General features: G+C 61.7%; 22 protein-coding genes. 1 reads left to right on the top strand and 21 read right to left on the bottom strand.

Annotated features, from left to right (window positions below; all coding sequences use genetic code 11):
* The 18 genes from J2Y83_RS21675 to J2Y83_RS21760 form a co-directional block, all read right to left on the bottom strand.
* Complete coding sequence (locus J2Y83_RS21675) at positions 1–1,032, bottom strand: ADP-ribosylglycohydrolase family protein (protein WP_253398143.1); 1,032 nt, start codon at positions 1,030–1,032, stop codon at positions 1–3.
* Complete coding sequence (locus tag J2Y83_RS21680) at positions 1,029–1,742, bottom strand: GntR family transcriptional regulator (RefSeq protein WP_253398145.1); 714 nt, start codon at positions 1,740–1,742, stop codon at positions 1,029–1,031. The genes J2Y83_RS21675 and J2Y83_RS21680 overlap by 4 nt, the downstream gene beginning before the upstream one ends.
* Before the next feature lie 70 nt (positions 1,743–1,812).
* Entirely contained in the window at positions 1,813–2,373 is a 561-nt protein-coding gene (locus J2Y83_RS21685) for a DUF1285 domain-containing protein (protein WP_253398147.1), read from the bottom strand.
* A 16-nt stretch (positions 2,374–2,389) separates the two neighbouring features.
* The gene (locus J2Y83_RS21690) at positions 2,390–2,995 is read right to left on the bottom strand and encodes a DUF4823 domain-containing protein (protein WP_253398148.1); all 606 of its coding nucleotides are present in this window, start codon (positions 2,993–2,995) and stop codon (positions 2,390–2,392) included.
* A 183-nt stretch (positions 2,996–3,178) separates the two neighbouring features.
* Positions 3,179–4,147: a GTP 3',8-cyclase MoaA gene (locus J2Y83_RS21695; RefSeq protein WP_046382373.1), complete on the bottom strand. Its 969-nt coding sequence runs from the start codon at positions 4,145–4,147 to the stop codon at positions 3,179–3,181.
* A 114-nt stretch (positions 4,148–4,261) separates the two neighbouring features.
* Positions 4,262–4,930: a TetR/AcrR family transcriptional regulator gene (locus tag J2Y83_RS21700; protein WP_046382372.1), complete on the bottom strand. Its 669-nt coding sequence runs from the start codon at positions 4,928–4,930 to the stop codon at positions 4,262–4,264.
* Between the two features lie 446 nt (positions 4,931–5,376).
* A complete protein-coding gene (locus J2Y83_RS21705; protein WP_247405608.1) occupies positions 5,377–6,162 on the bottom strand; it encodes a TatD family hydrolase in 786 nt (261 codons plus the stop codon).
* Positions 6,163–6,225: 63 nt separating this feature from the next.
* Positions 6,226–7,215: a DNA polymerase III subunit delta' gene (locus J2Y83_RS21710; protein ID WP_253398150.1), complete on the bottom strand. Its 990-nt coding sequence runs from the start codon at positions 7,213–7,215 to the stop codon at positions 6,226–6,228.
* Entirely contained in the window at positions 7,208–7,840 is a 633-nt protein-coding gene (gene tmk, locus J2Y83_RS21715; RefSeq protein WP_253398153.1) for a dTMP kinase, read from the bottom strand. Before tmk ends, J2Y83_RS21710 begins: the two co-directional genes overlap by 8 nt.
* A gap of 19 nt (positions 7,841–7,859) precedes the next feature.
* The gene (mltG, locus tag J2Y83_RS21720; RefSeq protein ID WP_253398155.1) at positions 7,860–8,999 is read right to left on the bottom strand and encodes an endolytic transglycosylase MltG; all 1,140 of its coding nucleotides are present in this window, start codon (positions 8,997–8,999) and stop codon (positions 7,860–7,862) included.
* Between the two features lies 1 nt (position 9,000).
* A complete protein-coding gene (gene pabC, locus J2Y83_RS21725) occupies positions 9,001–9,816 on the bottom strand; it encodes an aminodeoxychorismate lyase (protein WP_253398157.1) in 816 nt (271 codons plus the stop codon).
* Complete coding sequence (fabF, locus tag J2Y83_RS21730; RefSeq protein WP_253398159.1) at positions 9,816–11,060, bottom strand: beta-ketoacyl-ACP synthase II; 1,245 nt, start codon at positions 11,058–11,060, stop codon at positions 9,816–9,818. Before fabF ends, pabC begins: the two co-directional genes overlap by 1 nt.
* Before the next feature lie 125 nt (positions 11,061–11,185).
* Positions 11,186–11,422 carry an acyl carrier protein gene (gene acpP, locus J2Y83_RS21735; RefSeq protein ID WP_003442511.1) on the bottom strand — a complete coding sequence of 79 codons (237 nt, stop codon included), beginning with the start codon at positions 11,420–11,422 and terminating at the stop codon, positions 11,186–11,188.
* 192 nt (positions 11,423–11,614) lie between these two features.
* Positions 11,615–12,358, bottom strand: a complete 744-nt coding sequence (fabG, locus tag J2Y83_RS21740; protein WP_253398161.1) for a 3-oxoacyl-ACP reductase FabG — start codon at positions 12,356–12,358, stop codon at positions 11,615–11,617.
* 24 nt (positions 12,359–12,382) lie between these two features.
* Complete coding sequence (fabD, locus tag J2Y83_RS21745; RefSeq protein ID WP_253398163.1) at positions 12,383–13,321, bottom strand: ACP S-malonyltransferase; 939 nt, start codon at positions 13,319–13,321, stop codon at positions 12,383–12,385.
* 126 nt (positions 13,322–13,447) lie between these two features.
* Positions 13,448–14,458: a phosphate acyltransferase PlsX gene (gene plsX / locus J2Y83_RS21750; RefSeq protein WP_253398165.1), complete on the bottom strand. Its 1,011-nt coding sequence runs from the start codon at positions 14,456–14,458 to the stop codon at positions 13,448–13,450.
* A gap of 4 nt (positions 14,459–14,462) precedes the next feature.
* Positions 14,463–14,645 (bottom strand): 50S ribosomal protein L32, encoded by a 183-nt coding sequence (gene rpmF, locus J2Y83_RS21755; protein ID WP_008152339.1) that lies wholly within the window; start codon positions 14,643–14,645, stop codon positions 14,463–14,465.
* Between the two features lie 13 nt (positions 14,646–14,658).
* Positions 14,659–15,189 (bottom strand): YceD family protein, encoded by a 531-nt coding sequence (locus J2Y83_RS21760; protein ID WP_247405338.1) that lies wholly within the window; start codon positions 15,187–15,189, stop codon positions 14,659–14,661.
* 105 nt (positions 15,190–15,294) lie between these two features.
* Here J2Y83_RS21760 and J2Y83_RS21765 point away from each other — a divergent pair, with 105 nt between their 5' ends.
* Entirely contained in the window at positions 15,295–15,873 is a 579-nt protein-coding gene (locus J2Y83_RS21765) for a Maf family protein (protein ID WP_253398167.1), read from the top strand.
* 133 nt (positions 15,874–16,006) lie between these two features.
* Here J2Y83_RS21765 and J2Y83_RS21770 read toward each other — a convergent pair whose 3' ends face one another.
* Genes J2Y83_RS21770 through rluC form a run of 3 tightly spaced genes read right to left on the bottom strand, consistent with a single transcriptional unit; the run spans position 16,007 to position 18,618 of the window.
* On the bottom strand, positions 16,007–16,990 hold the full coding sequence (locus tag J2Y83_RS21770) for a S49 family peptidase (RefSeq protein ID WP_247405331.1): 984 nt from the start codon (positions 16,988–16,990) through the stop codon (positions 16,007–16,009).
* A gap of 19 nt (positions 16,991–17,009) precedes the next feature.
* The gene (locus J2Y83_RS21775) at positions 17,010–17,672 is read right to left on the bottom strand and encodes an HAD-IA family hydrolase (RefSeq protein ID WP_247405328.1); all 663 of its coding nucleotides are present in this window, start codon (positions 17,670–17,672) and stop codon (positions 17,010–17,012) included.
* Positions 17,659–18,618 (bottom strand): 23S rRNA pseudouridine(955/2504/2580) synthase RluC, encoded by a 960-nt coding sequence (gene rluC, locus J2Y83_RS21780; RefSeq protein ID WP_247405324.1) that lies wholly within the window; start codon positions 18,616–18,618, stop codon positions 17,659–17,661. The genes J2Y83_RS21775 and rluC overlap by 14 nt, the downstream gene beginning before the upstream one ends.
* Between the last annotated feature and the right edge of the window lie 500 nt (positions 18,619–19,118).

A 19,118-nucleotide genomic window follows, 5' to 3' on the forward strand; every position in this document is an offset into this window, starting at 1 on the left:
TCAATGTGCGAGCGGGCTGGCCTGTGGCACCTGGCGCAAGGTGAGCAACCCGTCAACCAACGGCTGCAACGCCAACCCGTTGACCTGCTTGACCTGTTCGATCATCGCCGCAGGCCAGCACGGCATCCCCAGGCACGCCCCCAGCATCGCGCCGAGGATCGCGGCGATGGTGTCGGTGTCGCCGCCCAGGCTGGCGGCCAGGCACAAGGCGTCGAAGGCATTCATCGCGCCCACCGCCACTTGCTGCGCGAGGGCGAAGGACACCACCACCGATTCCTGGGAAGCGACGGAGGTGCCGATCAACTCATAGAGCAGGTCGGCGAACAGCGCCTTGTCGCCAGGCGCGACGCTCAAGGTCCGTGCCCAACTGATGCGTGTGGAAATACGGCCGCCGGCCACCCAGTGTCCGTGGCGTTCGGCCTGCTGGGCGATCTGGGTGCCGACGTTCAGCGCCTCACCCAGGTCCGCCCCGTTGATCCCGGCCGAAACCACTGCCGCCACCGCCGCAGCGCTCGAGATACCCAGGCTGGTGTTGTGGGTGACCTGGCACGCCTGGATCACGGCCCGGATGAAAGAAGCAGGCTCGCGAACATCGGCGGCAATCCCCACCGGCGTGATGCGCATCGCTGCGCCGTTGGTGGTGCCGTAGCGCCCGGACTCTTCAGGCGTATGCCCGGAGAGGATCATATCGATGGCACGCTTGGTCGACGGGCCCAGCAGGTCCTGGGAGCCCTTGGCGCGCATCCGCGCTTCCCAGTCGATCAGGCGCCGCGCGAGTACGCTCGGTTCTATCGTGCCCTGGCCTTCCACCAGCAACTCGCCGACGAGGATCGCTTGCTCGGTGTCATCGGTGATGGAGCCGGCGGGCATGTTCGGTGCGATGGGTTGGTCGGCGTCGGCATCTTCCAAGCCAGTGATGGCACCGAAGCGCGCCCTGATCTGTTCGCGGCTCAGGGACTGGGTGGGCATGCCCAGGGCATCGCCCAACGCCAGGCCGTAGAAGGCGCCGAGGGCGCGACTGTGCGCGGTCATTTCGCCGCGCCAAACTGCAGATGCAGACGAAAATGCACAGGGTCGAGCAGACTTTCGACGTACTCCATGAAGCGTTCGCGCCGGTCGTAGGTAGTGCGCGACGCCTTGAGAAACACCGTGCCCGCCGGGCGGCCGAGCAGCTCGGCGTCGTCATCGGTCAGGGGCTCGGCGCCGATCCATTGATCACCTTCGGCGCCGACGTAACCGTAGGCGGCCAGGGTGATGGTCAGGGAGTTGTCGATCAGCCCGACCCGGGGCAGGCCTTCCAGGCCACCCGAGGCCGGCATCAGCGAGCGCTCCAGGGACACGGCGCGGCCATCGGCGGCGCGTCGAAGGCGGTCAAGGGCAATAAATTGGTCGCTGCCGAAACGGCTGAACAGGTCCGGACGGGTCACGGCTTCGAAGCGCAGGACATCGGTGCTCACCAGGGCGCCGGTGTCCGCCAGGGCCTGGGCCCAGCCACTGCGTTGGTCGAGCACCATACCGTCAAAGGTGACGATGGAGCCGACACCGCTCTGGGTGGCGATGTAGTGGCGGCGCTTGAGCTCGGCCAGGGCTTCGCGCAGTGTGCCGCGACTGACCGCAAACTCTTCGGCCAGTTGATACTCACCCGGCAGCAGGAAACCGTCGGCCATCACCCCACCTTCGATACGGCGGATGAGTTCGTCGACGACGCGTTTTTTCTTATCAAATCGGACATGTCTAATCATGTACAAATTGATAACCGAAAGCCGCCGGTTGCAGCAAGCGAATTATTTCAGGGGGAGAAAAAAACCGCCCTCAGGGCTCCAGGCCAATCGGGAAAAACACACCGCCGCTCCACACGCCGAGCCAGTTCTGACCGTTGATCGAGCGGCTCACCGCCAGCTCGACCAATTGGTAGAACACGTTGCGATGCACCAGGGCTTCGAGGTTGGTGCGCACCCGCAGATAGGGCGAAGGCTCCTCGGTGTCGGGGTCGATCACCACCCGCAGCGGGTGTTCGAGGCCAGCCTCAACCTGCTCGTCGACTTGCGTGGTGAAGCGCAACAGCTGGCTTTCGCCCTGCCCTTCGACTTCCAGGGCGATCGCGACAAACGGCGCATCCTCGACGGTGATGCCGACCTTTTCCACCGGGGTGACCAGAAAGTACTCATCGCCATCGCGGCGGATGATGTTGGAGAACAGCTTGACCATCGGCTTGCGCCCGATCGGCGTGCCCTGATAATACCAAGTGCCGTCGCGGGCGATACGCATGTCGATGTGGCCGCAGAAGTCCGGGTTCCACAAATGCACCGGCGCCGGCCCCTTGCCCTTGGGCAGTTGGGCCAATAGATCATTGGCCTTGGCGGAATCGGTCATGGGGTTCTCCTCTGGCTTACTGATCGCTCATGCCCAGCAGGCCTCGGGCGTACTGCGCCAGAGGGCGGGCGATCAGATCTTGGGGCGTATTGTCGTGGAACGTCAGTAAACCGCCACGACTGCGAATCCGTGCAGTATCAATCAAATACTGGGTGCTGGTCTCGATCAACATGATCTGGATAACGCCGCTGTCCAGGCCGACACGGTCGAGGGCCTGCTGATCGGTCCACTCATCGGCGTTGCCGATGCGGTCATCCGCCTTGGCGAAGCGGCAGTACAGCAAGTAGTGAGCGCCGGCCGCACGGGCTTCGGCCATGGCTTGTTCGAGGCCTTCGGGCTGACGGGCGCGGCGCACCATGGGGAAGTATTCGACGAAGCCGTTGAAGGCTTCTTCGGCGACCACGTTCGGTCGCGGATACGCGCTGCCCGGCGGCACGAAGGCGCCCTGGGCGATGAAGATGAAGGAGTCCGGCTGCACGCGAATCGAGGCGGTGCGCCGGGTGTCGCTGTGGTCCAGCAACCCGGCATCGCTCATCTGATAACGGGTGCCTTCGGCCATATCGCTGACGGTCATGCAACCACTCAGCGCCAACGACGCCAGCAACAAAACCAGACTACGCATCCTAATCCTCCAGAAGCCGGTGACGGAAAACCGGCGAATGGGCATGAGATGCAGAATCCGCGCCATTTGGGGAGGGGGCTTGCTCCCGATTGCGGCGAGTCGGTCAGATTATCTGGGACTGACACATTGCAATCGGGGGCAAGCCCCCTCCCACACTGGATTGTGCGTCATCCAGGGGCAGGGTTAGCCGCCGATGATCTTCATGATGGTCGCACCGCCGGAGAACGCCACTTCCTGTTTGTCACCCAGAGCCTTCATCAACAAGCCCTGCAAGGCCGGCAGCGCCTGGTGGCGCGGTTTATCCAGCAGGTCGCCGACATAGTGACGATTGCTCGACGACAGGCAGCCATGCAGCCAACCGGTGGACGACAGCCGCAACCGTGAACAGGTGCGGCAGAACGGCACGCTTTCGTTGGCGATCACCCCAAAGAAACCCTTGCCCGGCACTTCGTAGCGCACCGCCGTGGCGTCCACGGGAGCGTTGGCTTGCAGGTATTCGTGGTGTTCGCCGATCAGGCTCAGCAGTTGCTGAAGGCTGACGAATTGCTGCAGGAACGCATTGGAGTCCTTGGCCAGGTGGCCCATGCGCATCAGTTCGATAAAGCGCAGCTCGTAGCCCCGCTCCAGACAATAGTCGAGCAGCGGCATCACCTGGTCGAGGTTCTGACCGCGCAGCGGCACCATATTGACCTTGATCTTGATCCCGGCCGCACGCGCCTGGTCCATGCCATCGAGCACCGTGGCCAGGTCGCCGCCACGGGCGATGCTGCGGAAGGCCTCGGCGTTCAGCGTGTCGAGGGACACGTTGATGCGCCGAATGCCGGCGTCCACCAGCAGCGGCAGTTTGCGCGCCAGCAGTTGGCCGTTGGTGGTCAGGCTGATCTCACTGAGGCCCATCCCGCCCACGGCGCCCATGAAGGCTTCCAGCTTGGGGCTGACCAACGGTTCGCCGCCGGTGATGCGCAGGCGTTCGATACCGGCGGCTTCGATCAGGTAAGCCACGCCACGGGCCATGGCCTCGGCCGAGAGTTCGTCCTGGGCAGCCACCAACCGCTTGCCGTTAGGCACGCAGTAGGTACACGCGTAATTGCAGGCTGAGGTCAGGCTGATCCGCAAATTGCGAAAACGCCTGCCTTGACGATCAACGATCATGGATCACTCCGGCAGAGGACAATTCAGACGCAGCAAAAGCTGACTCATAAATCAGCTTTTAGCAATAGCCTTACCTGAGTATATTCCTGGGTTACTGCACCTGGCAGCAAATCATTACGCGGCAGGTGTGCCAGCAGGTGCAGCGTCAACGGGTGGCAGCTCGCTGCTGTGCTTGCGCTTGTTGCCCATGCGCACGCCGATGTCCATCAGGAACTGGAAGAAGCCTTCCTGATCTTCCAATACATTGCTCCAGAACGGCGAGTGGTACAGCGCCACGGCGCCATGCACCAACGCCCAGGCGGCGCAGTAGTGGAAATACGGCGGCACGTCTTCCAGCTTGCCTTCGCTGATGCGGCCCTTGATCAGCAGGGTCAGGCGCTCGAAGTTCGAGGCGCGGATCTTGTGCAACTCCTCGACCATTTCCGGCACCTGATGGCCCTTGACCACCTTCTCTTCCAGGCGGTCGAACAGGCGGTAGCGCTGCGGGTCACGCATGCGGAACTCGAAGTAAGCCCGCGACAGAGCTTCCTTGTCCTTGTCCACATCGGCCGAATGCAGCAGCTCGTTCAGGTCGCGCTCGTAGTCGAGCATCAGGCGCAGGTAGATCTCGGCCTTGGACTTGAAGTGCTTGTAGATGGTGCCTTTGCCGATACCTACGGCATCCGCAATCATCTCGACGGTAACGCTGTCTTCACCTTGTTCGAGGAACAACTTGAGGGCGGTATCGAGAATTTCCTGCTCGCGGCGGCGAAACTCACGGACCTTACGGGGTTCTTTTTGCATGAGGAAAAGGTCTGCAGAGGTCGGTATAGGGAGGGTTGCGCAGGGCCAAGGATACGTGGCGGTACGATTTACCCGGTGCGAGGGATTATCCCGACTGAACGATCGTTGGGCAACGCCTATGTGAACCCGTTATACACATTACTTTCAGCGCGCCAACGAATTCATGGCGATCAGTCAGAAATAATACATAACGTCTACGCCTGTACATCCGCGCAATGAGAACTCAAGCGAAGCGCGCGTATTCCAAATCTGTTTAAAAAACGACCAGACGCGACTGGACTGAATCGGATACTGATCAATACTTCAACTGTCGGCGCGACATCTCCCCCAAGTGAAGCGTCGATCTGGGTACCGACGGACTGTGTGCCCTTGTTTTACTCCTAATGGTCTTAACCCGGATTCCCCCCCCCAGAACCCGGGTTTTTTTTGCCTGCGTTTTGGCCGCGTTAAACGGCGACGTGAGCCAGCGGGAACAGGCGCTTGAAGTTCTCGGTGGTCTGCTCGGCAAAGCGCTCGTAGGATTCACCGCGCAGCATCGCCAGATAATCCGCCACATCGCGCACATACTCCGGCAGGTTCGGCTTGCCGCGATGGGGAATCGGCGCCAGGTACGGCGAGTCGGTTTCCACCAGCAGCCGGTCGGCCGGCACTTGTCGCGCCACGTCACGCAGGGCGTCGGCATTGCGGAAGGTGACGATGCCCGACAGGGAAATGTAGAACCCCAAGTCGAGGGCCGCCTTGGCCATGTCCCAGTCTTCGGTGAAGCAATGCAGCACACCGGCCTGGGGCAATGCGGCTTCGCGCAGCAGGCTCAGGGTGTCGGCGCGGGCGCCGCGGGTGTGGACGATGACCGGTTTGCCGGTCTGCTCGGCGGCTTGCAGGTGCAGGCGGAACGACGCCTGCTGCAATTGCGCGGCTTCGGGCTCGTAGTGATAGTCCAGGCCGGTTTCACCAATCGCCACCACCCGTGGGTGGTTGAGTTCGCCGAGCAACCAGTCGAGGGCCGGGGCTTCGCCGGGCTTGAGGTCCAGCGGGTGGATACCCACCGAGCAATCCACGTCCGCATAGCGATCCGCGAGGGCTTTGACGTCGGCCGCATTGTCGGCGCTGACGCCGATACACAGGAAGTGCCCGACCCCACGCTGGCGGGCCGCTTCCAGGGCGGCGTCGAGGGAACCGCCGTGTTGGGCGAGGTCGAGGCGATCAAGGTGGCAATGGGAATCTACGAGCATAGGAAATGACAACTTCAATCACGGGAAGGGTCTGGCCGACGATACACCCGTCGGCCACGGAAATTAACGCCGGCCGAGCAAACCGACCCACTGCACCAGCAGCGCTTCGAGCAACAGCACGCGGTTGAGGTTGGCCTTGCCGAGCACCTTCTGGCGCTGGGCGAGAATCCAGTCCTGGATATTCAGCACCTTGTCCTGCGCGCTTTTCTGCGCGAGGTATTGCACGACCTTGCGCATGTCCGGCAGGCCCAGGCCATTTTCATCCTGGGTCAACTGGTAGCGCAGGATCAAGCTCGACCAGTCGCAGAACCAGTCGAACAGCAGCAGTAAGGGGATGTCCTTCCAGGCGGCTTCGGCCAACTGGCTGGCAGACAGCTCTTGCTTGAGCAGCTTTTTCACCCCGTCCACCACCAGCGCACGTTGCTCGCGCACGCCCTGGGCTTGCAGCTTCACGGCGGCCAGGGGTGAGCCCGCGGCCAGGGTCAGCAACTCGACGCGCTCGGCTGCGGAGCAGTCCGGCAGCGCTTGCTCCAGCCACTGCAGGCTCATCGCTTCGCTGGGCAACGGGCACGCCTGCTGCACGCAACGGCTGCGAATGGTCGGCAACAAGCGGCTGGACTGGTGGCTGACCAGCAACAGCACGGTATCGCCGGAAGGCTCTTCGAGGCTTTTGAGCAAGGCGTTGGCGGCGTTGATGTTCATCGCCTCCACGGGTTCGATCAGTATGACCTTGCGCCCGCCCATCTGCGCGGTCTGCACCACGAAGCTGACGAGATCACGCACCTGGTCGACCTTGATCGCCTTGTCCGCTTCCTCGGGTTCCAGCAGGTAGTTGTCCGGGTGGCTCCCGGCCTTGAGCAGCAGGCAGGATTTGCACGCGCCGCAGGCTTCCAGGTTGACCGGGCGTTGGCACAGCAGGCTGGCCATCAGGCGTTCGGCGAGTGCGCGTTTACCGATACCCGCCGGGCCGTGCAACAAGTAGGCGTGGGCGTGCTGGGCACGGCCGGCCAGTTGCTGCCAGAGACTGTCCTGCCAGGGGTAGGCTTCAGCCACGGGCACGCTCCAGCAATGTGGGTAGCAGCGCATCGATGGCGTGCTGCACCTGGGCCAGCGGCTGGGCCGCGTCCAGCAGGTAGTAACGCGCCGGCTCGGCCTTCGCCCGGGCGAGAAACGCGCTGCGCACGGCGTTGAAAAACGCCTGGCCTTCCAGTTCGAAGCGGTCCAGGCGGCCACGCGCACTGGCGCGGGCCAGGCCGACTTCCACCGGCAGGTCGAACACCAGGGTCAGGTCGGGGCGCAAATCGCCCTGGACGAAGGTTTCCAGGGTGGCAATGCGCGCCTGGGACAGGCCGCGGCCGCCGCCTTGGTAGGCATAGGTGGAATCGGTGAAACGATCACAAATCACCACGGCACCACGGGCCAGGGCCGGACGAATCACTTCGGCCAGATGCTGGGCGCGGGCGGCGAACACCAGCAGCAGCTCGGCGTCCGGATTCATCTGTTCTTCACCCGGGGCCAGCAGCACTTCACGAATGCGCTCGGCCAACGGCGTACCGCCGGGCTCGCGGGTCAGCACCACCTCAATACCCTCGGTGCGCAAACGCTCGGCCAGGTAATCGCGGTTGGTACTTTTGCCGGCGCCTTCCGGGCCTTCCAGGGTAATAAACAAGCCAGTCACAGGCAGTCCTTAGTCAGAGTCATTGCGGGCTTTGCGGTGCGGCGGCGTCCGGCGCAGGCTCGGCGGGGGCGGCGGGTTCGGCAGGTGCGTCGTTCGCCGGCGTGGCGTCTTCCAACGGTTTCACCTGCGGCGCCGGGCTGGAACGGTAATCGGCGCGACGCTTGAGCTGGAACTCACGCACGGCGGCATTATGCGCATCCAGGTCATCCGAGAAAATATGGCTGCCATCGCCCCGTGCAACGAAATACAGGCTGCTGCCCGGCACCGGGTTCAGCGCCGCATGAATCGCCTCGCGGCCGACCATCGCGATGGGTGTCGGCGGGAGCCCGGCAACCATGTAGGTGTTGTAGGGGTTGGCTTCCTTGAGATGGGCGCGCGTCAGCTTGCCGTTGTAGCGCTCGCCCAGGCCGTAGATCACCGTCGGATCGGTCTGCAGCAGCATGCCGATCTTCATGCGTCGCACGAATACCCCGGCGATCTGCCCCCGTTCCTCCGGCACACCGGTCTCTTTCTCCACCAGGGAGGCCATGATCAGGGCTTGGTACGGGTCGGTGTACGGCGCGTCGGCGGCGCGTTTGCTCCACTCCTGGGCGAGTACGTCGTCCAGGCGGTTGTAGGCTTTCTTGAGGAACTCGACATCGGTCATGCCGCGCACAAAGCGATAGGTATCGGGGAAGAACCGGCCCTCGGGGAAAACCCCTGGGTGGCCGAGTTTGTCCATCACTTCGCTGTCACTCAGGCCGGCAAGGCTTTGCACGATCTTTTCATGCTTGGCCAGCGCCGCGCGCACCTGGCGGAAATTCCAGCCTTCCACCAGGGTCAGGCTGTATTGCACCACTTCGCCACGCTGCCACAAGCCGATCAAGCCTTGGGCGGTGAGGCCGGGGGTGAGGCGGTATTCGCCGCTGTGCAACGGCTGGCCTTCGAGGTTGAAGCGCCAGTACAGACGCAACCAGAAGGCGCCGTCGAGCACACCGTCGGCTTCCAGGCGATTGAAGGTGCCGGTCGGCGTGGCGCCGGCCGGGACGTCGAGCAGTTGCTCCTCGGTCAGGTGCAAGGGCTGCTTCAGGGCTGAGTCAAGCTTCCAGGCCGAAACCCCCAATAGCAACGCCGCCGCGAACAGACCGATCAGCAGCAGTAACAACAGTTTTCGTATCAACTCAAATATCCAATAGCGCGCGAACAATGCCCTGCAGTTTACGGGTGAGCGGCCCAACCGGCCAGCTCATCGCAGCGCAGCCGCACACCGGCCAAATGCCATAAACGCTGTTGCAGACAAAAACCTCGTCGGCCGACTGCAACTGCTCAAGGCTGATATCGGCCACGACTACCGGGGTGCCGAGCGCCTGCGCCTGGGCCAGGATCTCGGCACGCATGACCCCGGCCACGCCGCAACGATTCAGATCGGCGGTCAGCAACACGCCGTTGCGCACCAGGAACAGGTTGCTGAACACGCCTTCGATGACGCGCCCGGACATATCCAGCATCAAACCTTCGGCATGCTCGGCATCTTGCCACTCGGCGCGCGCGATCACTTGTTCGAGGCGATTGAGATGTTTGAGACCGGCCAGCAGCGGCTGCTCGGACAAACGGGTGGCGCACGGAAACAGGCGGATACCGTCGGTGCCATGGGCCAGGGGATAAGCAGCAGGCGGACTGCCCTGCAGGATACGGCGCACCGGGGCGCCGGGGTTGATGCCATAACCACGCAGGCTATTGCCACGGGTGAGGATCAACTTGAGTACGCCGTCGCCGAGGGCGGTGGCGTAAGCGAGCACTTCGCTGCGGACCAATGCGTGGTCCGCAACCAATGCCAACCGCCTGCAACCTTCAGCCAGGCGTTGCAGGTGGCGGTCGAGCAACACGGGTTGCCCGGCCTTGACGGCGATGGTTTCGAACAGGCCATCGCCATACGCCAGGCCGCGATCTTTCAGGGGCACGCTGTCCGCTGGCTGACCGTCGACCCAGCTGAGCATTACTCGGCGAACCGGCGGAACACCAGGGAACCGTTGGTACCACCGAAACCGAACGAGTTGGACAACACCACGTCGATCGGCATTTTCTGCGCTTCGTGAGGCACGAAGTTCAAGTCGCAGCCTTCATCCGGCTCATCGAGGTTGATGGTCGGCGGAGCGACCTGATCCTTGATGGCCAGTATGCTGAAGATCGCTTCGACCGCGCCCGCCGCACCCAACAGGTGGCCGGTCATGGACTTGGTGGAGCTGACCGCCAGCTTGTAGGCGTGCTCGCCGAATACCGACTTGACCGCTTCGGCTTCCGCCAGGTCGCCGGTCGCCGTCGAAGTACCGTGGGCGTTGATGTACTGCACCCGGTCCGGACTGATCTTCGCATCGCGCAGGGCGTTGGTAATGCAACGTGCGGCGCCGGCACCGTCGGACGGTGGCGAAGTCATGTGGTAGGCGTCGCCACTCATGCCAAAACCGATCAGCTCGGCGTAGATCGTCGCACCACGTGCCTTGGCGTGTTCCAGCTCTTCCAGCACCAGGGCGCCGGCGCCGTCGGCCAGGACGAAACCGTCACGACCTTTGTCCCACGGACGGCTGGCGCGAGCGGGCTCGTCGTTGCGGGTCGACAGCGCACGTGACGCGCCGAAACCGCCCATGCCCAGGCCACAGGCCGCCATTTCGGCGCCACCGGCGATCATCACGTCCGCTTCGTCATAGGCAATGTTGCGCGCGGCCATGCCGATGCAATGAGTACCTGTGGTGCAAGCGGTGGCAATCGCGTAGTTAGGTCCCTGTGCGCCAAGATGGATGGACAGGAAACCGGAAATCATATTGATGATCGAACCCGGCACGAAGAACGGTGAAATTCGACGGGGACCGGACTCGTGCAACGTGCGGCTGGTCTCTTCGATATTGGTCAAACCACCAATACCCGACCCCATGGCCACGCCGATGCGCTCACGGTTGGCGTCGGTGACTTCCAGGCCAGCGTCACGCACTGCCTGAAAACCGGCTGCCAGGCCGTATTGAATGAACAGGTCGAGTTTGCGGGACTCTTTGATCGAGAGGTATTCCTCGACATTGAACCCCTTTACCGAGCCGCCAAAACGGGTGGAATAGGCAGAAAGGTCCGTGTGTTCGATCAGACCGATACCACTGCGGCCAGCCAGAATGCCCTGCCAACTGCTCGACACATCTGTGCCCAGTGGCGACAACATACCCATACCGGTGACTACGACGCGTCTACGCGACACAGCACTCTCCTTTTTCTAATGACGACACTTTGCTTCAGAATCACTTTTCATCAGAGCTAAAGAAAAAACCGCACGCCTTTACAGCAGTGCGGTTTTCCCTGACAGCAAGCGACGACTACAAACTATTACGCCTGGTGGTTAGTAACGTAGTCGATTGCAGCTTGAACAGTAGTGATTTTTTCAGCTTCTTCGTCCGGGATTTCGGTCTCGAATTCCTCTTCCAGAGCCATCACCAGCTCAACGGTGTCAAGGGAGTCGGCACCCAGGTCTTCAACGAAGGAAGCAGTGTTGACCACTTCTTCTTCTTTAACGCCCAGTTGCTCGGCAACGATTTTCTTGACGCGCTCTTCGATGGTGCTCATACCTTGTTTTCACTCCTAATGGACAAATTCAGGCAGCTGGCCAGTGGGTAAGTGTATAGAAAGCCATTTCAGCTTTTCAACTGAAAGGTTCACCCAGTACCCGGTCGGCCACCCGCCTATAAATTAAGTTGCAGCTTTATAACGGATTTTAGACAGCTCGTATGACATTTTTTTGAAGCGATCCGTCACAATTTAACTCATGTACATCCCGCCGTTAACCGGGATTGTAGCCCCAGTCACGTATGCCGCACCGTCGGATGCCAGGAAAGTGACCACATTCGCGATCTCTTGAGCCTGGCCCAGACGGCCCAGCGGAATCTGCGTCAGCAAGGCTTCACGCTGTGCTTCCGGCAGTTCGCGGGTCATATCGGTGTCGATGAACCCTGGGGCCACCGAGTTGACCGTAATCGACCGCGAGCCGACTTCACGCGCTAATGCGCGGCTGAAACCTTCCAGACCGGCCTTCGCCGCGGCGTAGTTTACTTGGCCTGCGTTGCCCATGGCACCCACTACGGAGCCAATATTGATAATTCGGCCCCAACGCGCCTTGGTCATGCCGCGCAAAACGCCCTTGGACAGGCGAAACAGACTGTTCAGGTTGGTGTCGACCACGTCATGCCACTCGTCGTCTTTCATCCGCATCATCAGGTTATCGCGGGTGATACCGGCGTTATTCACCAGAATCGCCGGCGCGCCGAACTGTGCGGTGATCTCGGCCAGTACGGCAGCCACGGACTCATCACTGGTCACATTCAGCTCAAGGCCGGTGCCTTGCACGCCGTTTTCCTTCAGGGTCGCGGCGATACGCTCGGCGCCCGAGGCGGAAGTGGCAGTGCCGATCACGGTGGCGCCCTGACGGCCCAGCTCCAGGGCAATCGCCTGGCCAATGCCACGACTTGCGCCGGTAACCAGTGCAACTTTACCTTGCAGACTCATGCAGGCTTCTCCTAAGTTTGGGGATCAGGCCAGTGCCGCGCGAGCGGCAGCGAAGGCATCCGGGGTATTGAGGTTGGCGGTCGACACGCCTTCAGCGCAGCGCTTGTTCAGGCCGGCCAGGACTTTGCCCGGGCCGCACTCGACCAGCTCGGTGGCGCCGTTGGCGGCCAGGGTCTGTACCGATTCAACCCAGCGCACCGGCTTGTAGAGCTGCTCCAGCAGGTCGCGCTTGAGGGTGTCGAGATCCGCTGCAACTGCCGCGCTGACGTTCTGCACCAGCGGGATCTGCGGCGCCTGCCAGTTGATGGCCGCGATGGACTCGGCAAAACGCTCGGCCGCCGGGCGCATCAGTTCGCAGTGCGACGGCACGCTCACCGGCAACGGCAAGGCACGCTTGGCGCCACGGGCCTTGCAGCCTTCGATGGCGCGCTCAACAGCGGCCTTGGCACCGGCAATCACCACCTGGCCTGGCGAGTTGAAGTTCACCGCGCTGACCACTTCGCCCTGGGCCGCTTCGGCACAGGCCTCGATCACCACGGCATCATCCAGGCCGAGAATAGCGGCCATACCGCCCTGCCCGGCCGGAACCGCTTCCTGCATCAACTGGCCACGACGCTCGACCAGCTTGACCGCTTCAGCGAGGGTCAGGCTACCGGCGGCGACCAGGGCGCTGTATTCGCCCAGGCTGTGACCGGCCACGAAGGCCGGACGCGCACCACCTTCCGCCAGCCACAAGCGCCACAGGGCAATCGAAGCGGTGAGGATGGCCGGCTGGGTTTTATCGGTTTGATTGAGTTGCTCTTCCGGCCCCTGCTGGGTCAGTGCCCACAGGTCGTAACCCAGGGCATCGGAAGCTTCCTTGAAGGTTTCCAGGATCAGCGGATAGTGCGCGCCCAGCTCGGCCAACATGCCGAGGGACTGCGAACCCTGCCCTGGAAAGACGAATGCGAGGGATGTAGACATGTAACAAGCCCCTAATGATCTGGTCGTCGGATATTGGCGCTCCTACGATGGGAGCGCACGAAACTGACAGATTGGATGGTCAATTGAACCGGCCGGTCACATTTAAGCATTTCCGGGCCGATTCGCCTAAGGCAACAAGTCCTCCAGGCGGCCGTGCAAGCGTTGCGGCAGGTTTTCCTGGATCTCGATCAAGGCCCGGGCAATCGCGCTCTGAAAGCCTTCCACGCCCGCTGAACCATGGCTTTTCACCACGATGCCCTGCAAGCCGAGAAAGCTCGCGCCATTATGCCGCGCCGGTGCCAGGTCCGCCTGCAGGCGGCGCATCAGCGGCAGCGCCAGCGCGCCGACCACACGTGTGGCCAGGTTGCGCTTGAACAAAGTCTCAATCCGCGAGGCAATCATGGTTGCCAGGCCTTCGCTGGATTTAAGCAGGATATTGCCGACAAATCCGTCACACACCACCACATCCGCCTCGCCGCGATACAAACCGTCACCCTCGACAAAGCCGACGTAGTTCAAACCCCGCGCACCTTGCAGCAAAGCGGCGGCGAGCTTGACCTGCTGGTTGCCCTTGATGTCTTCGGTGCCGATATTCAGCAAGGCCACCCGCGGACGGGCCACACCCAGCGCTTCGGCAGCCACCGAACCCATCACCGCGAACTGGAACAGATGCTCGGCGCTGCAATCGACATTCGCGCCCAGGTCCAGCAACTGGCAATAGCCTGCCTGCGTCGGTATCGCTGCGACCATCGCCGGCCGGTCGATCCCCGGCAAGGTCTTGAGCACATGCCGTGACAACGCCATCAGCGCGCCCGTATTGCCGGCGCTGACACAGGCTTGCACCTTGCCATCACGCAACAGCTCAAGGGCGATCCGCATTGAAGAATCAGGCTTGCCACGCAAGGCGGCCGACGGTTTTTCATCCATGCCGATGGCTTCGCTGGCTGGCGTAATCGTCAGGCGCGCGCAATCCACCGCCGGATGGCTGGCAATCAGTTCTTCAAGAAGGGAAGGTTGACCGACGAGGGTCAGGTGTAGCGAGGGCGTGGCAGACAGGCTGGCAATGCAGGCCTGAACAATGCTGCGGGGACCGAAGTCCCCGCCCATTGCGTCAATCGCGATGACTTGAGCAGACAAGTGATTACTCGTCAGCGCCTTTGTCGATCACTTTACGGCCACGGTATACGCCTTCTGGCGATACGTGGTGACGCAGGTGAATTTCACCGGTGGTTTTTTCTACAGACAGAGTGCTCGCCGTCAGGGCGTCGTGCGAACGACGCATGTCACGGGCAGAGCGGGATTTTTTGTTCTGCTGAACAGCCATAATTGATTAACTCCTAAACGTTTGGGTCACGCTTTAACTGCGCCAATACACTGAACGGGTTGGACCGCGTTACCTCGTCCTCGCTCGGTTCGGACTCGTCATCGAGGCCCGCCGGCTGCTGGCATTCTTCCGGATGATGAGCAGGCACAATGGGCAAGGCGAGCAAAAGCTCCTCCTCGATCAGTGCATGCAGATCCAAAGGATCTTCGCCCAGTTCCAGCACGTCATAACCTTTCGGCAACGACTGGGTATTCGCACCCTCCTTTACCACAGCGTAACTGCATTCGCTGTGGATCGGCAGGGTGACCAGCTCAAGACAACGCTGGCAAACCATTTTGACCTCGGTGTCGATAAAGCTGTGAATAACCACAGATTTACGTTCATCTCGTTCAAAAACGAATTTAGCCTGCACCGTACCGACAGTGTCGGAAAGCGGGTCGCAGAGTCTCTTCAAATCGGCCAGCAGCAATTCACCTTGAAGGGAAGTGCCACGATCAGCCAATTTGCGCGGGTCAACGTGAGGTGGAATCGGGTCATTCAACATAGGCGCAGCATTATAGGGATGCCCCCAGCCATGTCAAAGGAAATTCAGCCCTGGGCGTCAGCCGGTCGCCCCGCTAGAATCCCCAGCCGCCCCGAGGAGACGCCCATGCTGCCTTTATTACTCGCATCCAGTTCGATTTATCGCCGGGAATTGCTGGGCCGCCTGCACTTGCCGTTCATCTGCAGCTCGCCAGCCATCGACGAAAGCCACCGCGCAAATGAGTCAGCCGTCGAACTGGTCAAGCGCCTGGCCGAAGAGAAAGCCCGCGCCCTCGCCGCCAGCTATCCAGGGCACCTGATCATCGGCTCTGACCAGGTGGCCGCACTGGAAGGCCGAATCATCGGCAAACCCCACACCTTCGAGAACGCCCGCGAGCAACTGCTGGCAGCCAGCGGCAAGCGTGTCAGCTTCCTCACCGGGCTGGCGCTGCTGAACAGCGAGACCGGGCACTGCCAGGTGGACTGCGTACCGTTTACCGTCCACATGCGCAGGCTGGACGTGGAGCAGGTCGAACGCTACCTGCGGATCGAGCAGCCGTATGACTGCGCGGGCAGCTTCAAGGCCGAAGGGCTGGGTGTGAGCCTGTTTCAAAGCACCGAAGGCCCGGACGCGACCAGCCTGGTGGGCTTGCCGCTGATCCGCCTGGTGGACATGCTGCAGGCCGAAGGCGTGCAAATCCCTTAAATACAGCGCAAAACCAAATGTGGGAGGGGGCTTGCCCCCGATTGCGGCGGGTCAGCTACAGATAAGCTGACTGATCCACTGCTATCGGGGGGGCAAGCCCCCTCCCATATTTATCTACACAGACCTTGAGATTTCAGCGCAGGGCCGGACCCTGGAAGCCCATGTACAGGGCCAACTTCTCAGCCACGCTGGCGCCGAGCTTCTTGGAGAAACGGTCAAACGGCGATTCCTCAACGGTGAAGTCCACCAGCTCTTTCTCACCAATCACGTCCCGCGCCACCGAACTGGCACTGCCCAGGCCATCGATCAAGCCGAGCGGCAAGGCCTGCTCCCCAGACCAAACCAGCCCAGAGAACAGCTCTGGATGATCTTTATCCTTCAGACGATCCCCACGCCCCTGCTTGACGCTGGCGATGAACTGGCGATGAGTGGTGTCGAGCACACCCTGCCAGAACTGGGTTTCATCGGCCTTTTGCGGCTGGAACGGGTCGAGAAACGACTTATGCTCGCCCGAGGTGTAGGTGCGACGCTCCACACCCAGCTTCTCCATCGTGCCGACAAAGCCGTAACCGGCCGCCGTCACACCGATGGAACCGACCAGGCTGGCCTTGTCGGCGTAGATCTGGTCAGCAGCACTGGCAATGTAATACGCACCCGAGGCGCCCAGGTCGGAGATCACCGCGTACAGCTTGGTCTGCGGGTGCAATGCGCGCAGGCGGCGAATCTCGTCATACACGTAGCCCGACTGCACCGGGCTGCCGCCTGGGCTGTTGATGCGCAGGATCACGCCCTTGACCTTGGAGTCTTCAAACGCGGCGCGCAGACTGCTGACGATGTTGTCGGCACTGGCGGATTCCTTATCGGCGATCACCCCGCGCACTTCGATCAGGGCGGTGTAGTTGGGGCCACGGGTCGCGGTTTTTTCCATGTCCATCAGCGGGCTGAACAGCGCCAGCATGCCAAGCAGGTAAACAAAGGTCAGCAGCTTGAAGAAAATCCCCCAGCGCCGCGAACGACGCTGCTCCTGCACGCTGGCCAGGAGGGTCTTCTCCAGCAGCTTCCAACTCTTGTCATCGCCGCTGTCAGCCTTTTCGGGCGCTTTCCACTCATCACTCATGATCTACCCCAGCAAAGACTCAGTGGGCCCGGCCAAGCCAGGCCTGCAATTCAGAAAAATGATCGATCGTCAGCCTGGGCTCGTATTGCTGCAACGCCTCGGCAGCCTGGGCGCCATAGCTGACCGCCACGCTGTCCATGCCAGCGTTGCGAGCCATCATCAGGTCGAAGGAAGCATCGCCCACCATCAGCGCCTGGCGTGGCGACACGCCACAATGGGCGAGTATCTGCTCGAGCATCAGCGGATGGGGCTTGCTGGCGGTTTCATCCGCTGCGCGGGTGATGTCGAAGTAGTCTTCCCAGCCGTGAGCCTTGAGCACCCGATCCAGACCGCGACGGGCCTTGCCGGTGGCGACCGCCAGGTGATAACCCTCGGCACGGAATGTTTCCAGGGACTGCACCACACCGTCAAACAGCGGTGAAGGCTCAGCCTCCAGGGCGATGTAGTGATCGGCGTAATGCTCGCGGAACGCGACCAATTCATCGTCAGCGATTTCCGGGTACAAGGTGCGAATCGCCTCGGGCAACCCCAGGCCGATAATGCCCTTGACTGCCAGGTCGCTGCAGAGCTCATAGCCCGAACGGGTCGAAGCCATGTGCATCGCCTCGACAATCCGGCCAATGGAATCACACAGCGTGCCGTCCCAATCGAAAATCAGCAGCTTGTAGTCAAGGTGCGACACTCAAGCGCTCCACGGTCTTGGCCCACATTTCATCGACCGGCGCCTGCAATTTCAATTCGCCACCATCGGGCAGCGGTACGGTGAGCATGTAGGCGTGCAGGAACAGGCGCTTGCCGCCCAGGTCGCGAATCTCCTTGGAGAACGCCTCGTCGCCGTACTTGGTGTCGCCGGCAATGCAGTGGCCCGCATGCAGGGTGTGGACGCGAATCTGGTGAGTGCGCCCGGTGACCGGCTTGGCCTCGACCAAGGTGGCGAAGTCGCCGAAGCGGCGCAGCACCTTGAACAGGGTCAGGGCTTCTTTGCCTTCTTCGTCCACTTCGACCATGCGTTCGCCGGAGCGCAGATTGCTCTTCTGCAACGGCGCGCGGACGCTCTTGATCGAACTGGCCCAGTTGCCGCGCACCAGCGCCATGTAGCGTTTGTCCACGCCATCGCCGCGCAGGGCGGTGTGCAGGTGGCGCAACATGCTGCGCTTCTTGGCGATCATGAGCAGGCCGGAGGTGTCGCGGTCGAGGCGGTGAACCAGCTCCAGCTCCTTGGCATCCGGACGCAACTGACGAAAGGCTTCGATCACGCCGAAACTCAGGCCGCTGCCGCCGTGAACCGCAATGCCGCAGGGCTTGTTGATCACGATCAGCTTGCTGTCTTCGTAGACAATCGACGCTTCAAGGCGCTGCAACAGGCCCTGGGCCAGCGGCACAGGTTCGTCGCGCTCAGGCACGCGCACCGGCGGCACCCGGACGATATCGCCCGCCTGCAGCTTGTACTCGGGCTTGATGCGACCCTTGTTCACGCGCACTTCGCCTTTACGCAAAATGCGGTAGATCAAGGTCTTGGGCACGCCTTTGAGCCTGGCCAGGAGAAAATTGTCGATGCGTTGGCCGGCATATTCCGGCGAGACCTCGAGCAGCTGGACGCTGGGGGTCTGGGGGGCGGTAGTCGTCATGTCGGCGATGATAACAATTTTTTATGGAATTGAAGCACTTAATCATTACTGCTATAGTCGCGAACGCCGCCAAAAGCGGCCTGGACAGAGGACTTGCGGCAAACTGCCGGCCCTGACCATCGCAATTCATCAGGACGCGAGGCCGTCCTACGGGGCTTTCGTCACCGTGGAAAGCTCGAGATTGTAACAAGCGCAGGTGACATGAGGCCTGAAGCGAGCGCAGAAAGCAGAGTGAATACTCGCATTTTGCGCCGATATTTACGGCCAGTTCACAAAGTGCAGTCAGTCTTGGGACACACCATGGCGAATGCTTCGGAAACAAAGCCTGTTAAGAGCTGAGTGAGAGCGCAGTCGCCCACACTTGGTCTTGTTTAGCCATGAGCGTGTACTCCCCATTGGAGCACACGGTAAATGCCAACCCGCTGCGGATTCTGCGCGCGGCAGCACCCGAATTATCAGGGATACGTGTAGGGTGGAGATGCACAACCGTCGGACCGTGT

It is taken from the genome of Pseudomonas marginalis, assembly GCF_024169655.1.
Taxonomy (GTDB): domain Bacteria; phylum Pseudomonadota; class Gammaproteobacteria; order Pseudomonadales; family Pseudomonadaceae; genus Aquipseudomonas; species Aquipseudomonas paraveronii.

Bases quoted from the DNA above. Each gene is read 5' to 3' on its own strand.
- J2Y83_RS21675 (WP_253398143.1), bottom strand. From the start codon at position 1,032: ATGACCGCGCACAGTCGCGCCCTCGGCGCCTTCTACGGCCTGGCGTTG.
- J2Y83_RS21680 (WP_253398145.1), bottom strand. From the start codon at position 1,742: ATGATTAGACATGTCCGATTTGATAAGAAAAAACGCGTCGTCGACGAA.
- J2Y83_RS21685 (WP_253398147.1), bottom strand. From the start codon at position 2,373: ATGACCGATTCCGCCAAGGCCAATGATCTATTGGCCCAACTGCCCAAG.
- J2Y83_RS21690 (WP_253398148.1), bottom strand. From the start codon at position 2,995: ATGCGTAGTCTGGTTTTGTTGCTGGCGTCGTTGGCGCTGAGTGGTTGC.
- J2Y83_RS21695 (WP_046382373.1), bottom strand. From the start codon at position 4,147: ATGATCGTTGATCGTCAAGGCAGGCGTTTTCGCAATTTGCGGATCAGC.
- J2Y83_RS21700 (WP_046382372.1), bottom strand. From the start codon at position 4,930: ATGCAAAAAGAACCCCGTAAGGTCCGTGAGTTTCGCCGCCGCGAGCAG.
- J2Y83_RS21705 (WP_247405608.1), bottom strand. From the start codon at position 6,162: ATGCTCGTAGATTCCCATTGCCACCTTGATCGCCTCGACCTCGCCCAA.
- pabC (WP_253398157.1), bottom strand. From the start codon at position 9,816: ATGCTCAGCTGGGTCGACGGTCAGCCAGCGGACAGCGTGCCCCTGAAA.
- acpP (WP_003442511.1), bottom strand. From the start codon at position 11,422: ATGAGCACCATCGAAGAGCGCGTCAAGAAAATCGTTGCCGAGCAACTG.
- fabG (WP_253398161.1), bottom strand. From the start codon at position 12,358: ATGAGTCTGCAAGGTAAAGTTGCACTGGTTACCGGCGCAAGTCGTGGC.
- fabD (WP_253398163.1), bottom strand. From the start codon at position 13,321: ATGTCTACATCCCTCGCATTCGTCTTTCCAGGGCAGGGTTCGCAGTCC.
- rpmF (WP_008152339.1), bottom strand. From the start codon at position 14,645: ATGGCTGTTCAGCAGAACAAAAAATCCCGCTCTGCCCGTGACATGCGT.
- J2Y83_RS21760 (WP_247405338.1), bottom strand. From the start codon at position 15,189: ATGTTGAATGACCCGATTCCACCTCACGTTGACCCGCGCAAATTGGCT.
- J2Y83_RS21765 (WP_253398167.1), top strand. From the start codon at position 15,295: ATGCTGCCTTTATTACTCGCATCCAGTTCGATTTATCGCCGGGAATTG.
- J2Y83_RS21770 (WP_247405331.1), bottom strand. From the start codon at position 16,990: ATGAGTGATGAGTGGAAAGCGCCCGAAAAGGCTGACAGCGGCGATGAC.
- rluC (WP_247405324.1), bottom strand. From the start codon at position 18,618: ATGACGACTACCGCCCCCCAGACCCCCAGCGTCCAGCTGCTCGAGGTC.